The organism is Cupriavidus basilensis, assembly GCF_008801925.2.
Classification (GTDB): domain Bacteria; phylum Pseudomonadota; class Gammaproteobacteria; order Burkholderiales; family Burkholderiaceae; genus Cupriavidus; species Cupriavidus basilensis.
Window position 1 is genome coordinate 70,409 of the sequence record NZ_CP062804.1, and the last position, 15,005, is coordinate 85,413.

A 15,005-nucleotide genomic window follows, 5' to 3' on the forward strand; every position below is an offset into this window, starting at 1 on the left:
AAGTAGGCAAAGAAGGCGCGCCGGATGGGGCGACTACCCCTCGGGCTTCGACGAAAAGAGCGGCCGGGACCCAAACTCGCATCGCCTTAAGGCGATACTCAGACAAGGGTCCCTCTTTTCCGCTCTTTTCGCCGAAGCCCGAGGCGCCCCATACGGCCTGGGCACACCTTCACGGCTCGCTTCGCATCGCGCTGGGGTGATTTCCGCCTGGGGGCGGGCATCACGGCTACATCGCGTTGTTGCGGGGGCGTTGCCGATTTTGCTGGTTTCGGCGGGCCTGTAAGCGCCTCCTGCTCAGGCTGCCTTCCTCTTCTTGAAATGCGCTTGCAGCGCTTCGATCATCGCTGCCGCTGCTGTCGAATCTCCCCTCTCCCTCAAGCGCACCAGGCAAATATCCCGCACCAGCGATGGCAGCTGCATGGGCCGGATGGCCAGGCTTTCTTGCTGGAACTGGAATAGCGCCAGGGCTGGCACCACGGTCACGCCAAGTCCGGCGGCTACCAGCGCGGCTACGGTGGCGAGGTGTTCCACTTCCATGACCCCGTTGAGCTTGAGCGGGTGCAGCGCGGCATCCAGGTGCTGGCGCACGCTGCTGGTGCGGGAGAGCTGGATAAAGGGCAGGCCTGCCAGCGCCTGGGGTGTCACGCGCCGCCGGCTGGCCAGGGGATGGTCTGCGCGGCAGACCAGGTGGAAGGTGTCCGTTACCAGGGGCTCGATGCGCAGGTCGCTATCCTGCGCGGGGGCGGGCGCCAGCGCAAAATCCGCACGGCCGCGCCTGACCAGGTCGATGCAGCCGTCCGCCAGCAGGTCGAACAGTTCGATGGTGATGCCGGGGTAGCGCTGGTGGAAGGCGGCCAGGATCGGTGGCAGGTCGCCTGCCGCCAGCGAGGGCAGTGCGGCGATCGAGACGCGTCCTTTGCGGCGCTCGGCATGGTCGCGCAGTTCCGCGAAGGCGGTCTCGAAATCGGCCAGCAGCCGCGCCGCCACGTCTTCGAAGCGCCGTCCTTCCACGCTGAGCTCCACGTGGCGCGTGGTGCGCTCGAACAGCCGCGTGCCGGCTTGTTCCTCCAGCGTCTGGATCAGCGCGCTGAAGGCGGATTGCGACAAGTGGCAGGCCTGCGCCGCGCGGGTGAAGTTGCGGTGCGTGACCAGGGCCACAAAGGCGCGCAGGTGTTTGACGGAGAGGTTCATTGGCAAGCGCCAGCGGCTTCGATTTAATCTGGAAAGTCGATAGATTAATCCAAATTATCCGCTTTTTGGTTGATGGCGGCGCGTCTAGAATAGCCGCATCGGCCGGCATTCCCGCGCGCGGCCAGCCTTTGTTCACCCGGTTCTCACCAGGCTTTCATCCTATGACCGCCCCTTTGCTGATCGGCTCCGGCGCCGGTTTCTCCGGCGACCGCACCGACGCCGCCCTGCCCGTGGTGCGCACGCTGATCGCAGCGGGCGGGCCGGCCGTGCTGATGTTCGAGACGCTGGCCGAGCGCACGCTGGCGCTGGCCCAGCTGGCGCGCCGCAACAATCCCGCCCACGGCTACGAGCCGTTGCTCGACGCCTTGCTCGCGCCGGTGCTGGGGCTGTGCCTGGCCAACGGCATTCCCATCGTCGGCAATTTCGGCGCGGCCAATCCCCATGCTGCGGCGCAGCGCGTGCGTGCGCTGGCGGCAGAGCTGGGCCTGGCACCGCCACGGGTGGCGGTGGTGGAGGGTGACGATCTCTCGCACGATGCGGGCCGGGCGGTGCTGCGCGAGATTGTGGGCGCGGGTTTTCCTGAGGTACGCTTCGTTTGCGCCAATGCCTACATTGGCGCGCAGGGCATTGCCGATGCGCTGCGGGCCGGCGCGCAGGTGGTGGTGTGCGGCCGCGTGGCGGATCCCGCGCTGGCGGTGGGCCCGGCCATGGCGCATTTTGGCTGGTCGTGGCAGGACTGGGACCGGCTGGCGCGCGCCACCATGGCCGGGCATTTGCTGGAATGCGGGGCGCAGGTCACCGGCGGCTATTTCGCCGATCCCGGCATGAAGGATGTGCCGGATGTGCACGCCGTCGGCTATCCCATCGTGCGCCTGGACAAAGACGGCAATATCGAAGTGAGCAAGGCGGCGGATACGGGCGGCTGCGTGGACCTGCGCACGGTCAAGGAGCAGCTCCTCTACGAAGTGCACGACCCCGCCGCCTATCTGACGCCTGATGTCATCGCCGACATCAGCGCGGCCACGGTCGAGCAGATCGGCCCGGACCGCGTGGCGGTGCGCAATGTGCGTGGCCGCGAGCGGCCCGAGCAGCTCAAGGCCAACCTGTTCTACGAAGGCGGATGGATCGCGGAAGGCGAGATCTCCTACGCCGGCCCGAACGCGGCGGCGCGCGCGCGCCTGGCTGCGCAGATCGTGCGCAAGCGCATGGACCTGCTTGGCCATGCGGTGCCGATTCGCTTTGACCTGATTGGCGTGCTGAGCGTCTTTGCCGACGATGGCGGCCGCCTGCTGCAACAAACACAGCCCGGCGAGGCACAGGCGCAGGACGTACGCCTGCGCGCCGCGCTGGCGCATGAGGACAAGCCCGTGGCCGAAGCGCTGCTGCGCGAAGTCAATGCGCTGTACACCTGCGGCCCCGCCGGCGGGGGCGGTGTGCGCACCGCGTTGCGCGCGCGGCTGAACGCCATGTCCTGCCTGGTGCCGCGCAGCGCCGTCACCGCAAGCCACTCCCTGCTGCCATGAACGCAACCGCTACCCCTACCACCATCGCGCTCTACCAGCTCGCGCACGGACGCACGGGCGACAAGGGGGATCGCTCCAACATCAGCGTGATCGCCTACGACGCGCGCGACTTCGACCACCTTGTCGCGCATGTCACCGAGGACGCGGTGGCGGCGCTGTTCCGCTGCCGCCAACCAGCGGCGGTCAAGCGCTACGTGGTGTCCTCGCTGCAGGCGATGAACTTTGTCATCGACGGTGTGCTCGACGGCGGCGTGAACGATGCCCTCAACCTGGATACGCACGGCAAGGCGCTGTCTTTCCTGCTGCTGCAGCTGGAAATCCCTTTGCCCCCGCGGCTGGCCGGCGCCGGCTGAAGCACAACGCAGAAGCACAACACAGAAGTAAAGCGACATACCAGAACGACAAACCAGAACGATTCCAGATTCGAACAGGAGACCAAAGATGTCCGCATACACCAAGTCCGCTTCCCGCCTGAAGGTGGTCACCGGCATCGCCGCCGCGGCGCTCGCGCTGCTGGCCGGCCCGGCGCAGGCGGAGTTTCCGGACAAGCCGATTCGCTTCGTGGTGCCGTTCGCCGCCGGCAGCGCCACGGACCAGCTCGCCCGCGCGATCGGCCAGGCCATTACGGTGGATGCCAAGGTGACGGTGGTGGTCGACAACAAGCCCGGCGCCAACGGCTTTATCGCCGCCAGTGACGTGGCCAAGGCCAGCCCGGACGGCTATACCGTGCTGATCAGCACCAACACCACGCATGCGGCCAACGAGCATCTGTTCAAGAAGCTGCCCTACGATCCGGTCAAGGACTATGTGCCGGTGACCGCGCTGGGCCGTGGCGGCCAGATCATGGTGGTCAACCCGCAGTTGCCGGTCAACAATGTGGGGGAATTCATCGCGTTGGCGAAGAAGGAGCCGGGCAAGCTCAGCTTTGGCAGCGGCAGCTCGTCCTCGCGCATTGCCGGGGAGCTGTTCCAGCAGATGGCGCATGTGCAGTTGCTGCATGTGCCCTACAAGAGCAACCCGCTGGCCATCACCGACCTGCTGGGCAACCAGATCCAGATGATGATCACCGATACCGCCACTGGCCTGCCCCAGGTCAAGAGCGGCAAGCTCAAGGCGCTGGGTGTGTCGGGCAAGGCGCGCTCGCCGCTGGCGCCCAATGTGCCGACCATCGACGAGGCCGGTGTCAAGGGCTATGAGATGAGCTACTGGTTCGCTGCCTACGCGCCGGCCAAGACGCCGCAGCCGGTGGTGGACAAGCTCAACGCCCTGATGGTGAAGGCCGCCAGGAGCGAGACAGCGGCAAACTTCTACCAGTCCACCGGCACCGACGTGTTCACCAGCACGCCCGCGGAGCTGGCCAAGTTCCAGGCGCAGGAATCGGCCAAGTGGGGCCGCATCATCAAGGCCGCCAACATCCAGCCAGAATAAGAGGCCATTTCAAAAGGATTCTGGCGTCGTTGCGCCGCCTCGCCGTGCGATTCAGCTGCACGGCGAGGCGGCCAGGCCAGCTTACTGGGCCAGCGTCGCCTTGTAGCCCACCGCATACGGCAGCTTGCCGGGCTTGGCGCTGCCCACCGGCTGCGACAACGCCGTGAACTCCGTCTCGTTGAGCACCGTCAGCCCGCCCAGCGCCGCGGCGGTCTTGCCGCTGCTCACCGGATCGGTGGGGGCCAGCGCCACCATGGCGGTGGCCGCTGCGCGCACGGCGCTCAGGTAGCTCGTGGTGTCGTCCAGGCGGTAGTTGTCCAGGTTGACACGCTGGCGCAGCCAGTCACCCCAGTAAAACTCCGTGAACTCCGTGGCGTCCGCCAGTTGCTGGTAGCCGATGTCGCGCGTGAAATACACGAGCGAGCGATAGCGGTCGTTGCCCAGGCCGTTGCGCAGGCCGAGCGACGGCGGCAGTTCGGCCGGCGTGGTCGGGCGGTTGGCGGTGTCCTTCAGCCACATCAGCTTGCGCTCGCGCAGCGTGCGGAAGAACGTGGCGCGATCCTGCGTGGCCAGGTTGTCCTGCACCTTGATCCACATCTTCGCCTGCGGGCCGCCATCGGCCGCTTCCCACACGCTGGTGAAGGTGTGATGGCCATCGGTCAGGTACGGCTTGCCCGCCGGGCCGATCACCATGGTCTTCATATCCGCAGGCTTGTTGCCGACCGCCTTGGTGCAGGTGAAGGAGGCGAGGTTGTCCAGGCGCGAGGCAGCGGTCGTCGCGCTGGCCTTGTTCTGGCCGTTGGCCTCGCAGGCGTCATCGAACTTCTTGGCCGGGTCGGCCGCGTAGCGGCCCAGCTTGTAGTAGATCTGGTCGAAGCCGATGGCCGGCTGGGTCGGGCGCAGGTCGGCCAGCGTGACCTGCACGATGTCGCCGGCCTTGGCTTGCAGGTAGGTGGTGGTCGGGGTTTGCGCGGCCAGCGGCGTGCAAACGCTCTGGACGCGCCGCTTGGCGCCGGGCACGTCGCGTAGCTGGTAGGCCAGCTTGGCGGTGACCGGCAGCAGCGCCAGCGACGCGGCTTGCGGCTGCGCGGCGACAGTGTCCTGCCAGGTTCCGGAGATCAGCCCGTTGGCACCGGTGGCGACGGCGCCACTGGCCCCGATGGCCGCGTTGTAGTTCAGCGCGACGTCCGTGGCGATATTGTCGGCGGCGAGCCGGTTGCCCGCGATCGACACGATGTTGCGGCGGGTGCGGCCAGTGGCCGCGTTGCCGTCGTCCAGTTCGGACTCGGCGCATAGCCAGTCGCCGTCGGCGGCGCCGGCAGCAATGGCCTGCGCGCTCTTGAGCACCCAGCTGCCGTTGCGCGGGCTGCCGTCGGCATTGCTGGCGGCTTCGTCGACGAACAGCGTTGCCTGGCCATCCTGGCGTGCCACGAAGAGGCGGCCGATCTTGCTGCCGCCCAGCGTCACGGCGAAGGCGCCGGGGAAGCGCTGCTGGTCCGCGTCCGCGGCGAGCGTGCCGTTTTCGCCGCCGGCGCAATTGTCGGCATAGGCGGCGCCGGCGCAGGCGCGCACCGTCCCGTTCGCGGAGATCTTGACCTGTCCCACGGCGGCCGTGGTGCCTGCCTGGCGCAGATAGTTGTAGATGCCCGCGACATCGCTTAGCTGCGCACCCTTGTTGGCCGCGCTCACGTGGCCCTGGAGCAGCGCGCCGCCGCCCGCGAGGAGGTTGGGCACCTGGCCCAGCGCACCGGACAGCACGCCGGCATCGACCACGAACTCAAAGCTGATGGCGCTCGCGGCGGTGGCCAGGGCTGCGGGCACGTCGGCACTGGCCGCCGCCAGCTTGGTGACCTTGTAGGTGTCGCCACTAAGCGTGTAGCTGCCCACCAGCGTGCCGCCCAGGCCAAAGCGGGAATCGAGAAAGCGCAGCGTGACCTGGCCGGCGGCCGGCTGGTCGAGCGCAACGGACACGGTATCGCCGAAGCTCACCGCGCCGACATAGAGCGAGCCGCCCGCCAGCGGCGTGAGCGCGGCCGGCTGCGTCACCGCGCCGCCATTGCTGCCATTGCCTGCGGTGCTGGTGCCGCCCGCTTGCGCAGCCTGCGTCTGGTCGCCGTCGCCGCCGCAGGCGGCCAGCGCTGCCGTAGCCAGGGTACAGGCCACTGCCGCCCATTGCTTTCGCTTGATCATCGATCTTTCACCCGTTCGTTGTTTTCGTTTGTTCTTGTGTGTTCTCGTTTGCCGCCCGCTTGTGGGGGCGGGCGGCGGCAGGGCCACAATCTATGTCGGCTTGATGACGTGCGCGTGACGAAAGGTCTTGAGACAAAGGCAACCAGGCCGGTGCGATCGCGGGAGTCGGCGCATTCCGAAGCAACCTTGCTGGCGGGAGGGCCGCGCCACCGCTGGCGCGGGAGGCGGGCTACCATGGCGCCAACCACGCAAAAGGCACACATGAACGCACCCGCATCGACGTTTCCCGGCCCCCTCGATCCCCAGGGCCTGATCCGCACCTATATCCGCGCCAAGGACGAGAACCGCCCCCATCTGATGGCGCACGCCTTCGCTGCCGACGCCACGCTGGAGATGACGGTCAAGTCCGAGGCCATCGTGTTCCCGGCACGCAGCGAAGGCCTGGCCACGATCAGCGACGTGCTGGTGCGGCGCTTTGGCCAGAGCTACGACAATGTCTACACGTTCTGCCTGGCAGAGGCCCCGCCCGCAGCCGACGCGCAACGCTATGGCTGCGACTGGCTGGTAGGCATGACCGACAAGGCCAGCGGTGGCGTGCGCGTGGGCTGCGGCAGCTACGCGTGGGAGTTCTCCGGGCAAGATGGCGCCCGGCGCGTGCAGGCACTCACCATCGTGATCGAGGCCATGGACGTGTTGCCCGCCGACACCGCACAACAGGTGCTCGACGGCTGGCTGGCCCGCCTGCCCTATCCCTGGAGCACCGCCTCGCACGTTTGCGCGCAGGCTCCGGCACTGGCACAGTTGGCACCGGCGCTGGCGTATCTGCGTTCCGGCGCTGCGCAAAACAGCCGTTGAACAGGCAGCGGCACGTGGCGTTGCCTGGCTTCGCTCTCCTAAAGGATCGACCCATGACCCTGCCCTGCCTTGCTGCCCGCCTGACTTCGCTTTCGATGGTCTGCGCCCTTGCCCTTGCCGGCCTGCCCGCGCTGGCGCAGGTCCAGCCGCCAGCGGCCCCGCCGGCCCAGCAGAAGACCCAGGTGCCCGGCTACTACCGCATGATGCTGGGCCAGTTCGAGGTCACCGCGCTCTACGACGGCTATGTCGACCTGGACACCAAGGTGCTCAAGTTCACCAGCCCGGGCGAGGTACAAGGCCTGCTCGCGCGCATGTTCGTGGCCTCCACGCCCGGCATGCAGACCGCTGTCAACGCTTACCTGATCAACACTGGCACCAACCTGATCCTGGTCGACACCGGCACGGCGGCTTGCTTTGGCCCCACGCTGGGCCGTGTTGTCGAGAACCTGCGCGCGGCGGGCTACAACCCCGCCCAGGTCGATACGGTGCTGCTGACCCATATGCACGGCGATCACGCGTGCGGCCTGATGGCCGGCGGCAAGGCCGTCTTCGCCAACGCCAATGTGTATGTCGACAAGGCCGAGGCGGACTACTGGCTGGACGAAGCCACCGCCGCGCGCGCGCCACAGGACGCGCAGTCCTCGTTCGCCATGGCGCGTGCCGCCGTCGCCCCTTACCAGGCCGCTGGCCGGCTGCGCACCTTCGGCGCGGGCGACAAGCTGGTGGCGGGCGTGAGCGCGGTGCCGGCGCGCGGGCACACCCCGGGCCACAGTGGCTACCTGTTCAAGTCAGGCAATCAAAGCCTGCTGGTGTGGGGCGATATCGTGCACAGCCACGCGGTGCAATTCCGCCGCCCAGAGGTGGCGCTGGAGTTCGACTCGGACAGCACGCAGGCGGTGCGCACGCGCAAGAAGATGTTTGCCGATGCCGCGCGCGGCAAGCTGTGGGTGGCGGGCGCCCACCTGCCGTTCCCGGGGATCGGCCATGTGCGCGCGGAGAGCAAGGGCTACGCCTGGGTGCCGGTGGAATACGGGCCGCTGCGCACGGACCGGTAATGTCGATGCGACCCCATGTGCCGCGGTTGCCGCTTAGCGCTTGAACCCCAGCACCAGCACGCCGGCGCCGACCAGCGCGATGCCGGCCCACTCGCGCAGGTTGGGGCGTTCGCCGAGAAAGATCACGGCGAACACCGCCACCAGCAGCAGGCTCAGCTTGTCCACCGGCGCCACCTTCGAGGCATCGCCAATCTTCAGCGCCCGGAAGTAACACACCCATGAGGCGCCCGTGGCAAGCCCGGAGAGCACGAGGAAGATCCACGTCCGCGGCGACAGCGCGAGCGGGTTGCTCCACTTGCCCGTGAGCACCACGAAAAAGCTCAGCACCACGATGATCACCGCCGTGCGCACCAGCGTGGCAAGGTCCGAGTTGACGCCTTCCAGCCCGATCTTGGCGAAGATCGCCGTCAGCGCGGCAAAGACGGCCGACAGCAACGCCCAATGAAACCAACCGGTGGAAGAGGCCATGTGTTGTTGTGCGCGATGAAGGTTTGAGCGGCATGCCAGCCCGCGGGGCCCGGCTCAGGTGCGCCGGCGCTCCATGGCCACCAGCGAGGGCACAAAGCCGAGCTGCCCGAAGAAGGCCGCCTCGGACGAGCGCCCGGCGCGCAGCACCCACGTGATGTCGGGATCGTTGCCGACGATGTGGCGCACCAGCGCGCGGCCGATGCCGCGGCGGCGATGGCTCGGCGTCACCGCGACCATCGACAGGTAGCCGTTGGAGATGTCGTCGCACAGGGCCCGCGCGAAACCCACGATCTCTCCGTCATCGACCGCCACCACCACCCGTTGCGAGTTGGCGATCAGCCGGGCAAAGCGTTCCGTGTTGGCAACGCGGTGCGCCCACCCGTTTGCCGCAAGGAGTTGTCTGGCCGCCTCGATCTCTTCTGGCAGCAGATTGCGGATTTCCATCGGGGCTCCCCATGCAAGCAGATACGGCAACTCGGCGCTGCCCTTCTAATGGGGGGCGTCACGAGGCGAGTGCGGCGCGGGGCCGCAAAAAGACTGCAGGCAGTGTAGCGAGCGCGCGAAGGCCCGTCAATTTGCGCCAAGCCATGTTGCTTCCGCTCTGTAGCGGGGTATCATGTTTCCCATGAATGCCTCGATCTTCTCTTCCGCCCATCCGGCCGATCAGCTGGCCGAGTTTTCCGACGCCGACGCGGCGCTGGCTCGCATCCGTGAAATCTACGATGCCTCGGTCGGCGCGATCCGCGCGCGCTTCGACGCCTTCGCCCAGGGCCAGCCGCTGCCGTCGGCGGCACATGCCTGCTATCCCTACCTGGGCATCTCGGTCAATCTCGAAACCATGGTCACCGACAGCCGGCCATCCTGGGGCACGGTTGCCTACCCCGGGGTCTACGGCACCACGGTCACCCGCCCCGAACTGCTGGCCGATTACTACCGCGACCAGATCGAGCGCCTGATACGCTACCACCGCGTGCCCGTGGTGGTCGGCGTCAGCCGCCGCCCGATCCCGTTGCCGTTCGTCATCGAAGCCTCCACCACGGACATCAGCTATACGCAGGCGCGCGAACTCGAAGCCTCGTTCGTGCTGCCCGAGCTGAGCCGCATCGACGACGCCATCGCCAACGGCACCTATGAGCCGGTGCCGGGCGAAGCCTGGCCGCTCTCGATGTTTCCCGGCGAGCGCGTGGACCTGGCGCTGCAGCGGCTCTATCACTACACGGGCACCGCGCCCCAGCATTTCCAGCGCTTTGTGCTGTTTACCAACTATCAGCGCTACGTCGACGAATTCATTGCGCTCGGCCGCTCGCTGATGGCCGCCGACGACACGCAAGGCGCCGATGGCTACACGCGCTTCGTGGAACCCGGCGATGTGGTGCAAGAGCGCGGCGAGGCCGAGCCCGACGACGCCCTGCGTCCGCGCGCGCTGCCGCAGATGCCCGCCTATCACCTGGTGCGCGAGGACAAGCTTGGCGTCACGCTGGTCAATATCGGCGTGGGCCCGTCCAACGCCAAGACCATGACCGACCACCTTGCCGTGCTGCGTCCGCATTGCTGGCTGATGGTCGGCCACTGCGGCGGCCTGCGCCGCTCGCAGCAACTCGGCGACTACGTACTGGCGCACGCCTATGTACGCGATGACCACGTGCTCGATCACGACCTGCCGCCCTGGGTGCCGGTGCCGCCTATCGCGGAGATCCAGGTCGCGCTGCAAGAGGCCGTGGTGCGCGTGACGGGTTTGTCCGGCAACGAGATGAAGACCCGCATGCGCACCGGCACCGTTGTCTCCACCGACGACCGCAACTGGGAGCTCAAGTCCAAGGCGTTGTACGCCCGCTTCAACCAGTCTCGCGCGATTGCCATCGACATGGAGAGCGCCACGGTCGCTGCCAACGGCTTCCGCCTGCGGGTGCCGTATGGCACCTTGCTATGCGTGTCCGACAAGCCGCTGCATGGCGAACTCAAGCTGCGCGGCATGGCCAATGCGTTTTATCGGCAGCGGGTGAGCCAGCACATGTCGATCGGGCTGGAGGCGATTCGCATCTTGCGCGAGGGCGGTGCCGAGCAACTGCATTCGCGAAAGCTGCGCAGTTTTGACGAGCCGGCGTTCCGGTAGGCTGGCTCCTGCCGGCGTTCCCGTGCGAGCGGGGACGCCGGCGTCTTGCATCCCTCACTCACCACGCGGTCGGGCCGCCACGCGCCTTGGCCAGTTTCCCCTCGAAATGCGCCACCAGGAAGTCAAGGAACGCCCTGACCTTGGCTGACATATTGTGCCGTTCCGGAAACACCGCATAGATGTCGGCGGGCGGCAACGCATAATCCTCCAGCAGCAATACCAGCCGGCCGCTGCGCAGGTATTTCGCGAGATCCCATTCCGCCCGCTGCAGGATGCCTTGCCCGTCGAGTCCCCACGTCAGCGTGACTTCGCCGTCATTGCTGCTCAGCGGCCCGCGCACCTTGACCGCTTCCGTTTTCTTCCCCTTGGTGAACCGCCAGATGCCGTAGGCCGAGTCGTTCTGCCGCAGCACGATGCATTGATGCTGCGCCAGGTCATGCGGCGTGGACGGCGTTCCGTGCGCCTTCAGGTAGGACGGGGCCGCGCAGACCAGCCGGCGGTTATCGGCAATCTTGCGGGCGATCAGGCGGGCATCCGGCATCTCGCCAAAGCGGATCCCCACATCGAAGCCCTCGTCGCCCAGGTTGATGGGGCGGTCGGTCAGGTGGAGTTGCACTTCCACTTGCGCATGTCGTTTAGCAAAGGCGGAGATGGCCGGCGCGATGTACGTGCGGCCAAAGCCCAGCGGCGCATTCACGCGCAGCAGGCCGCGCGGCGCGACTCGGCCGCTGGCGAGCAACTGGTCAAGGTCCTCGATGTCGGCGAGGATGCGCTGGGCATGCTCCAGGTACACCTCGCCTTCCGCAGTCACGCCGATGCGCCGGGTGGTGCGGTTGAGCAGGCGCACGCCGAGCCGCGTTTCCAGCTGCGCCAGGCGCTTGCTGACCGCCGCCGGCGTGACATCCAGCTCCCGGGCCGCGGCCGACAGGCTGCCGGCCTTGACCAGTGCCGAGAAAAACGCCAGTTCGGAGGGCTGTCCCATCTTTAACCTCAGGTTAAAAGTAGATTGAATTTGAGTTGATTCTACGCCGATGTTTTTCGGCCATAGTCGATGGCAGGACGGCAGTGCCATGCCGCGGCTGGTGCGAACGAGCGCGGCGAGCCTGCCAGGCGTGAACCACGAGGAGGAGACAGCGCGATGCGCGAATACAAGATTGCGGCCATCCCGGGCGATGGCATTGGCCCGGAAGTCATCTCGGCAGGCCTGCAGGTGCTGCAGACGCTGGCCGCCCAGGATGGCGGGTTCAAGCTCAGCGTTGAGCATTTTCCCTGGAGCTCCGACTACTATCTGGAGCGTGGGTACTATATTCCGACCGATGGCCTGGAGCGCCTGAAACAGTTCGACGCGATCTTCTTCGGGGCCGTGGGTGCGCTCAACGTCCCGGACCATGTCTCGCTGTGGGGCCTGCGCCTGCCCATCGCCCAGGGTTTCGACCAGTACGCCAACGTGCGCCCGGCACGCGTGCTGCCCGGCGTGCGCAGCCCGCTCGTGAACGGCAAGGATATCGACTGGGTCATCATCCGCGAGAACTCCGAGGGCGAGTACGCCGGCAACGGCGGCCGTACCCATCGCGGGCTGCCCATCGAGACCGCGACCGAGACCTCGGTGTTCACCCGCGCCGGTGTCGAGCGTATTCACCGCTTTGCGTTTGAGCTGGCGCGCAAGCGCCCGCGCAAGCAGCTCACGCTGGTGACCAAGTCCAACGCACAGCGCTTTGGCATGGTGATGTGGGATGAGATCTTCTACGAGGTGGCCAAGGACTATCCGGACGTCAAGACCGACCGCGAGCTGGTCGATGCCGTGACCACGCGCATGGTGCTCAAGCCGCAGACGCTGGATGTGGTAGTCGCTACCAACCTGCACGCCGATATCCTGTCCGACCTGGCCGCCGCGCTCTCCGGCAGCCTGGGCATCGCGCCCACCGCCAACCTGAATCCCGAGCGCGTCTTCCCGTCGATGTTCGAGCCCATCCACGGATCGGCTTTCGATATCACCGGCAAGGGCATTGCCAATCCCGTGGCGACCTTCTGGACCGCCGCGATGATGCTGGAGCATCTCGGCGAGAAGGCCGCGGCCGATCGGCTGATGGCAGCGATCGAGCACATCACGGCGGCCGCTGTCTTCACGCCGGACCTGGGTGGCACGGCAACCACGGCGAGCGTCACCGAAGCCATCTGCAAGGTACTGGCGCAGCAGGTCAAGCAAGCCGCCTGAACCAGCCGTCCAAGCCGCGAAGTGGGGCGAGAACGATGGCGGCACAATGTTCTGCGCAAGCGGCCCGCCCCTGGACGGGCCGCTCACAATAGAAGCAATAGAAGCAATAGAAGAAATAGAAAAGCAAAGAGGAGACAAGCATGCAATCCGCATTCCGGACTGCGGCGGCCGCGCTCGCATTCACGCTCGCTGCCGGTACCGCCTTCGCACAAACCAACGCACAAACCAACGCGCAGGCCTATCCCGTCAAGCCGATCCGCCTGATCGTGCCGTTCCCGCCGGGCGGCACGACCGACATCCTGGCCCGCACCGTCGGACAAAAGCTCACGGTGGCGCTGGGCCAGCCCGTGGTCATCGAGAACCGGCCGGGCGCGGGCGCGACGATCGGGGCGGATGCCGTTGCCAAGGCGCCGGCGGACGGCTACACGCTGCTCATGGGCGCGGTTCACCACACCATCGCGCCTAGCGTCTACAAACGGCTCTCGTACGACGTGCAAAAGGACCTCGCGCCGGTATCGGTCGTCGCCATCGTGCCGAACGTGCTGGTGGTCGGCCCGGGCTTCCCCGCCAAGACGGTGCAGGAGCTGGTCGCCTATGCCAAGGCCAATCCCGGCAAGCTGACCTATGCCTCCAATGGCAACGGTACCGCGCACCATCTGATTGGCGAACAGTTCAAGGCGCAGACCGGCACCGATATCGGCCATATCCCCTACAAGGGCAGCGCGCCCGCCATCACGGACCTGATGGGCGGGCAGGTGTCCATGATGTTCGACACGACCTCGTCCGCGCTGCCCTACATCAAGGCCGGCAAACTGAGGGCGCTGGCGGTCGCCACCGCGAAGCGCTCGTCCGCGTTGCCGGACGTGCCAACGCTGGCCGAAGCGGGCCTGCCCGGCTTTGACATCGCGTCCTGGTTCGGCGTGATGGCGCCCGCGGGCACACCGCCCGAGATCGTGGCGAAGCTGAGCGCGGAAATCGCCAGGAGCCTCGCCAGCGACGACGTCAAGCAGCAGTTCGCCGCGATCGGCGCGGAGCCGGTGGGCAACACGCCAGCGCAGATGCGCAGCCAGATCCAGGCAGAGATCGGCCGCTTCGGCAAGCTCGTCAAGCAGGCCAATCTCAGCATGGACTGAGGCAGGCGAAGTGCGTGGCCACGAAGGCGGTTGGCCATCAGCTATTGGCGATATGCCTCGGCAGGCATAGAATCTCGCGCTTCGCCCAGCTTCAGCACCATGACTACGAATCCCCATGCGGTTATTACGCTGGCCAGCCTGACGCTCGCTGGCTGCTTGCGTTACCCGCATGCATCGGGCCATCTCGTTCGCACTGCGACGATTGCCGCCTGCCTTGCCGATCTGGTGGGGCTGGATGCGGCGCACTGCGAGCGCATACGGCTCGTCACGCCGGCGCACGACGTGGGCAAGCTCGCCATCCCCGATGCCGTACTGCTCAAGCCTGGCAAGCTGCTCCCCGATGAGCGGCAGGTGATCGAGCGGCATGCAGAGATCGGCGCGAACATCCTCGCGGGCAGCGCGGACGCGCTGATGCGCCTGGCGTCGCAGGTCGCGCACGATCATCATGAGCGCTTCGACGGCACGGGCTATCCACGCGGCCTGGCCGGCAAGGAGATCCCGCTGGCCGCGCGTATCGTGGCCATCGCCGATGCGTTCGATGCCATGACGGAGTCGCGCTGCTATCGTCCCGGCATGAGCGACGACGATGCGCTGTCGATTGTCTCGGCTGGTTCCGGCACGCATTTCGACCCGGACGTGACGAGCGTTTTCCTCGCCAACATCCCGCAGATACTGCGGAGCCGGAAGTCGGCGCAAGTGCTGCTGGATGCTGGCTCCGAGATGGCTGTGGTCGCGCGCTTCTATGGCCTGAATCGCAACGCATTGCGGCAGATCCCGCGCCAAGCCAGAGCCTGACGCGGGATCCGCCGTGCGTTCGTTGTGCCGTGGCGCGAC

Annotated in this window: 14 protein-coding genes; 9 read left to right on the forward strand and 5 right to left on the reverse strand. The window is 66.9% G+C overall.

What is annotated here, in order from left to right:
- Positions 1–294: 294 nt before the first annotated feature.
- The gene (locus tag F7R26_RS21275) at positions 295–1,191 is read right to left on the reverse strand and encodes a LysR family transcriptional regulator (protein WP_150986447.1); all 897 of its coding nucleotides are present in this window, start codon (positions 1,189–1,191) and stop codon (positions 295–297) included.
- 161 nt (positions 1,192–1,352) lie between these two features.
- Here F7R26_RS21275 and F7R26_RS21280 point away from each other — a divergent pair, with 161 nt between their 5' ends.
- From F7R26_RS21280 to F7R26_RS21290, 3 genes are all read left to right on the forward strand, one after another.
- Positions 1,353–2,714 (forward strand): acyclic terpene utilization AtuA family protein, encoded by a 1,362-nt coding sequence (locus tag F7R26_RS21280; protein ID WP_150986448.1) that lies wholly within the window; start codon positions 1,353–1,355, stop codon positions 2,712–2,714.
- On the forward strand, positions 2,711–3,067 hold the full coding sequence (locus tag F7R26_RS21285; protein ID WP_150986449.1) for an AtuA-related protein: 357 nt from the start codon (positions 2,711–2,713) through the stop codon (positions 3,065–3,067). Before F7R26_RS21280 ends, F7R26_RS21285 begins: the two co-directional genes overlap by 4 nt.
- Before the next feature lie 88 nt (positions 3,068–3,155).
- A complete protein-coding gene (locus F7R26_RS21290) occupies positions 3,156–4,142 on the forward strand; it encodes a Bug family tripartite tricarboxylate transporter substrate binding protein (protein WP_150986450.1) in 987 nt (328 codons plus the stop codon).
- Between the two features lie 81 nt (positions 4,143–4,223).
- Here the strand turns inward: F7R26_RS21290 and F7R26_RS21295 are convergent, their stop codons facing one another.
- The gene (locus tag F7R26_RS21295; protein WP_241754668.1) at positions 4,224–6,332 is read right to left on the reverse strand and encodes a ParB/Srx family N-terminal domain-containing protein; all 2,109 of its coding nucleotides are present in this window, start codon (positions 6,330–6,332) and stop codon (positions 4,224–4,226) included.
- A gap of 261 nt (positions 6,333–6,593) precedes the next feature.
- On the opposite strand from F7R26_RS21295, the gene F7R26_RS21300 reads away from it, so the two are divergent.
- Together F7R26_RS21300 and F7R26_RS21305 are read left to right on the forward strand one after the other, a co-directional pair.
- Positions 6,594–7,187 (forward strand): hypothetical protein, encoded by a 594-nt coding sequence (locus F7R26_RS21300; RefSeq protein ID WP_150986451.1) that lies wholly within the window; start codon positions 6,594–6,596, stop codon positions 7,185–7,187.
- Positions 7,188–7,240: 53 nt separating this feature from the next.
- Positions 7,241–8,242, forward strand: a complete 1,002-nt coding sequence (locus F7R26_RS21305) for an MBL fold metallo-hydrolase (RefSeq protein WP_150986452.1) — start codon at positions 7,241–7,243, stop codon at positions 8,240–8,242.
- Positions 8,243–8,275: 33 nt separating this feature from the next.
- Here F7R26_RS21305 and F7R26_RS21310 read toward each other — a convergent pair whose 3' ends face one another.
- Positions 8,276–8,710, reverse strand: coding sequence for an EamA family transporter (locus tag F7R26_RS21310; protein ID WP_150986453.1), 435 nt, complete (start codon positions 8,708–8,710; stop codon positions 8,276–8,278).
- A gap of 54 nt (positions 8,711–8,764) precedes the next feature.
- Positions 8,765–9,154 carry a GNAT family N-acetyltransferase gene (locus tag F7R26_RS21315; protein WP_150986454.1) on the reverse strand — a complete coding sequence of 130 codons (390 nt, stop codon included), beginning with the start codon at positions 9,152–9,154 and terminating at the stop codon, positions 8,765–8,767.
- A 172-nt stretch (positions 9,155–9,326) separates the two neighbouring features.
- On the opposite strand from F7R26_RS21315, the gene F7R26_RS21320 reads away from it, so the two are divergent.
- Positions 9,327–10,823: an AMP nucleosidase gene (locus F7R26_RS21320; protein WP_150986455.1), complete on the forward strand. Its 1,497-nt coding sequence runs from the start codon at positions 9,327–9,329 to the stop codon at positions 10,821–10,823.
- Between the two features lie 58 nt (positions 10,824–10,881).
- Here F7R26_RS21320 and F7R26_RS21325 read toward each other — a convergent pair whose 3' ends face one another.
- Positions 10,882–11,805 carry a LysR substrate-binding domain-containing protein gene (locus F7R26_RS21325; protein ID WP_150986456.1) on the reverse strand — a complete coding sequence of 308 codons (924 nt, stop codon included), beginning with the start codon at positions 11,803–11,805 and terminating at the stop codon, positions 10,882–10,884.
- Positions 11,806–11,961: 156 nt separating this feature from the next.
- Here F7R26_RS21325 and F7R26_RS21330 point away from each other — a divergent pair, with 156 nt between their 5' ends.
- From F7R26_RS21330 to F7R26_RS21340, 3 genes are all read left to right on the forward strand, one after another.
- Positions 11,962–13,038, forward strand: a complete 1,077-nt coding sequence (locus tag F7R26_RS21330) for a tartrate dehydrogenase (protein ID WP_150986457.1) — start codon at positions 11,962–11,964, stop codon at positions 13,036–13,038.
- 140 nt (positions 13,039–13,178) lie between these two features.
- A complete protein-coding gene (locus tag F7R26_RS21335) occupies positions 13,179–14,171 on the forward strand; it encodes a tripartite tricarboxylate transporter substrate binding protein (RefSeq protein ID WP_150986458.1) in 993 nt (330 codons plus the stop codon).
- Between the two features lie 99 nt (positions 14,172–14,270).
- Positions 14,271–14,966, forward strand: coding sequence for an HD-GYP domain-containing protein (locus F7R26_RS21340; RefSeq protein WP_150986459.1), 696 nt, complete (start codon positions 14,271–14,273; stop codon positions 14,964–14,966).
- Positions 14,967–15,005: the final 39 nt, after the last annotated feature.

Coding starts and splice junctions, on each gene's coding strand:
- F7R26_RS21275 (WP_150986447.1), bottom strand. CDS start 1,191: ATGAACCTCTCCGTCAAACACCTGCGCGCCTTTGTGGCCCTGGTCACG.
- F7R26_RS21280 (WP_150986448.1), top strand. CDS start 1,353: ATGACCGCCCCTTTGCTGATCGGCTCCGGCGCCGGTTTCTCCGGCGAC.
- F7R26_RS21285 (WP_150986449.1), top strand. CDS start 2,711: ATGAACGCAACCGCTACCCCTACCACCATCGCGCTCTACCAGCTCGCG.
- F7R26_RS21290 (WP_150986450.1), top strand. CDS start 3,156: ATGTCCGCATACACCAAGTCCGCTTCCCGCCTGAAGGTGGTCACCGGC.
- F7R26_RS21295 (WP_241754668.1), bottom strand. CDS start 6,332: ATGATCAAGCGAAAGCAATGGGCGGCAGTGGCCTGTACCCTGGCTACG.
- F7R26_RS21300 (WP_150986451.1), top strand. CDS start 6,594: ATGAACGCACCCGCATCGACGTTTCCCGGCCCCCTCGATCCCCAGGGC.
- F7R26_RS21305 (WP_150986452.1), top strand. CDS start 7,241: ATGACCCTGCCCTGCCTTGCTGCCCGCCTGACTTCGCTTTCGATGGTC.
- F7R26_RS21310 (WP_150986453.1), bottom strand. CDS start 8,710: ATGGCCTCTTCCACCGGTTGGTTTCATTGGGCGTTGCTGTCGGCCGTC.
- F7R26_RS21315 (WP_150986454.1), bottom strand. CDS start 9,154: ATGGAAATCCGCAATCTGCTGCCAGAAGAGATCGAGGCGGCCAGACAA.
- F7R26_RS21320 (WP_150986455.1), top strand. CDS start 9,327: ATGTTTCCCATGAATGCCTCGATCTTCTCTTCCGCCCATCCGGCCGAT.
- F7R26_RS21325 (WP_150986456.1), bottom strand. CDS start 11,805: ATGGGACAGCCCTCCGAACTGGCGTTTTTCTCGGCACTGGTCAAGGCC.
- F7R26_RS21330 (WP_150986457.1), top strand. CDS start 11,962: ATGCGCGAATACAAGATTGCGGCCATCCCGGGCGATGGCATTGGCCCG.
- F7R26_RS21335 (WP_150986458.1), top strand. CDS start 13,179: ATGCAATCCGCATTCCGGACTGCGGCGGCCGCGCTCGCATTCACGCTC.
- F7R26_RS21340 (WP_150986459.1), top strand. CDS start 14,271: ATGACTACGAATCCCCATGCGGTTATTACGCTGGCCAGCCTGACGCTC.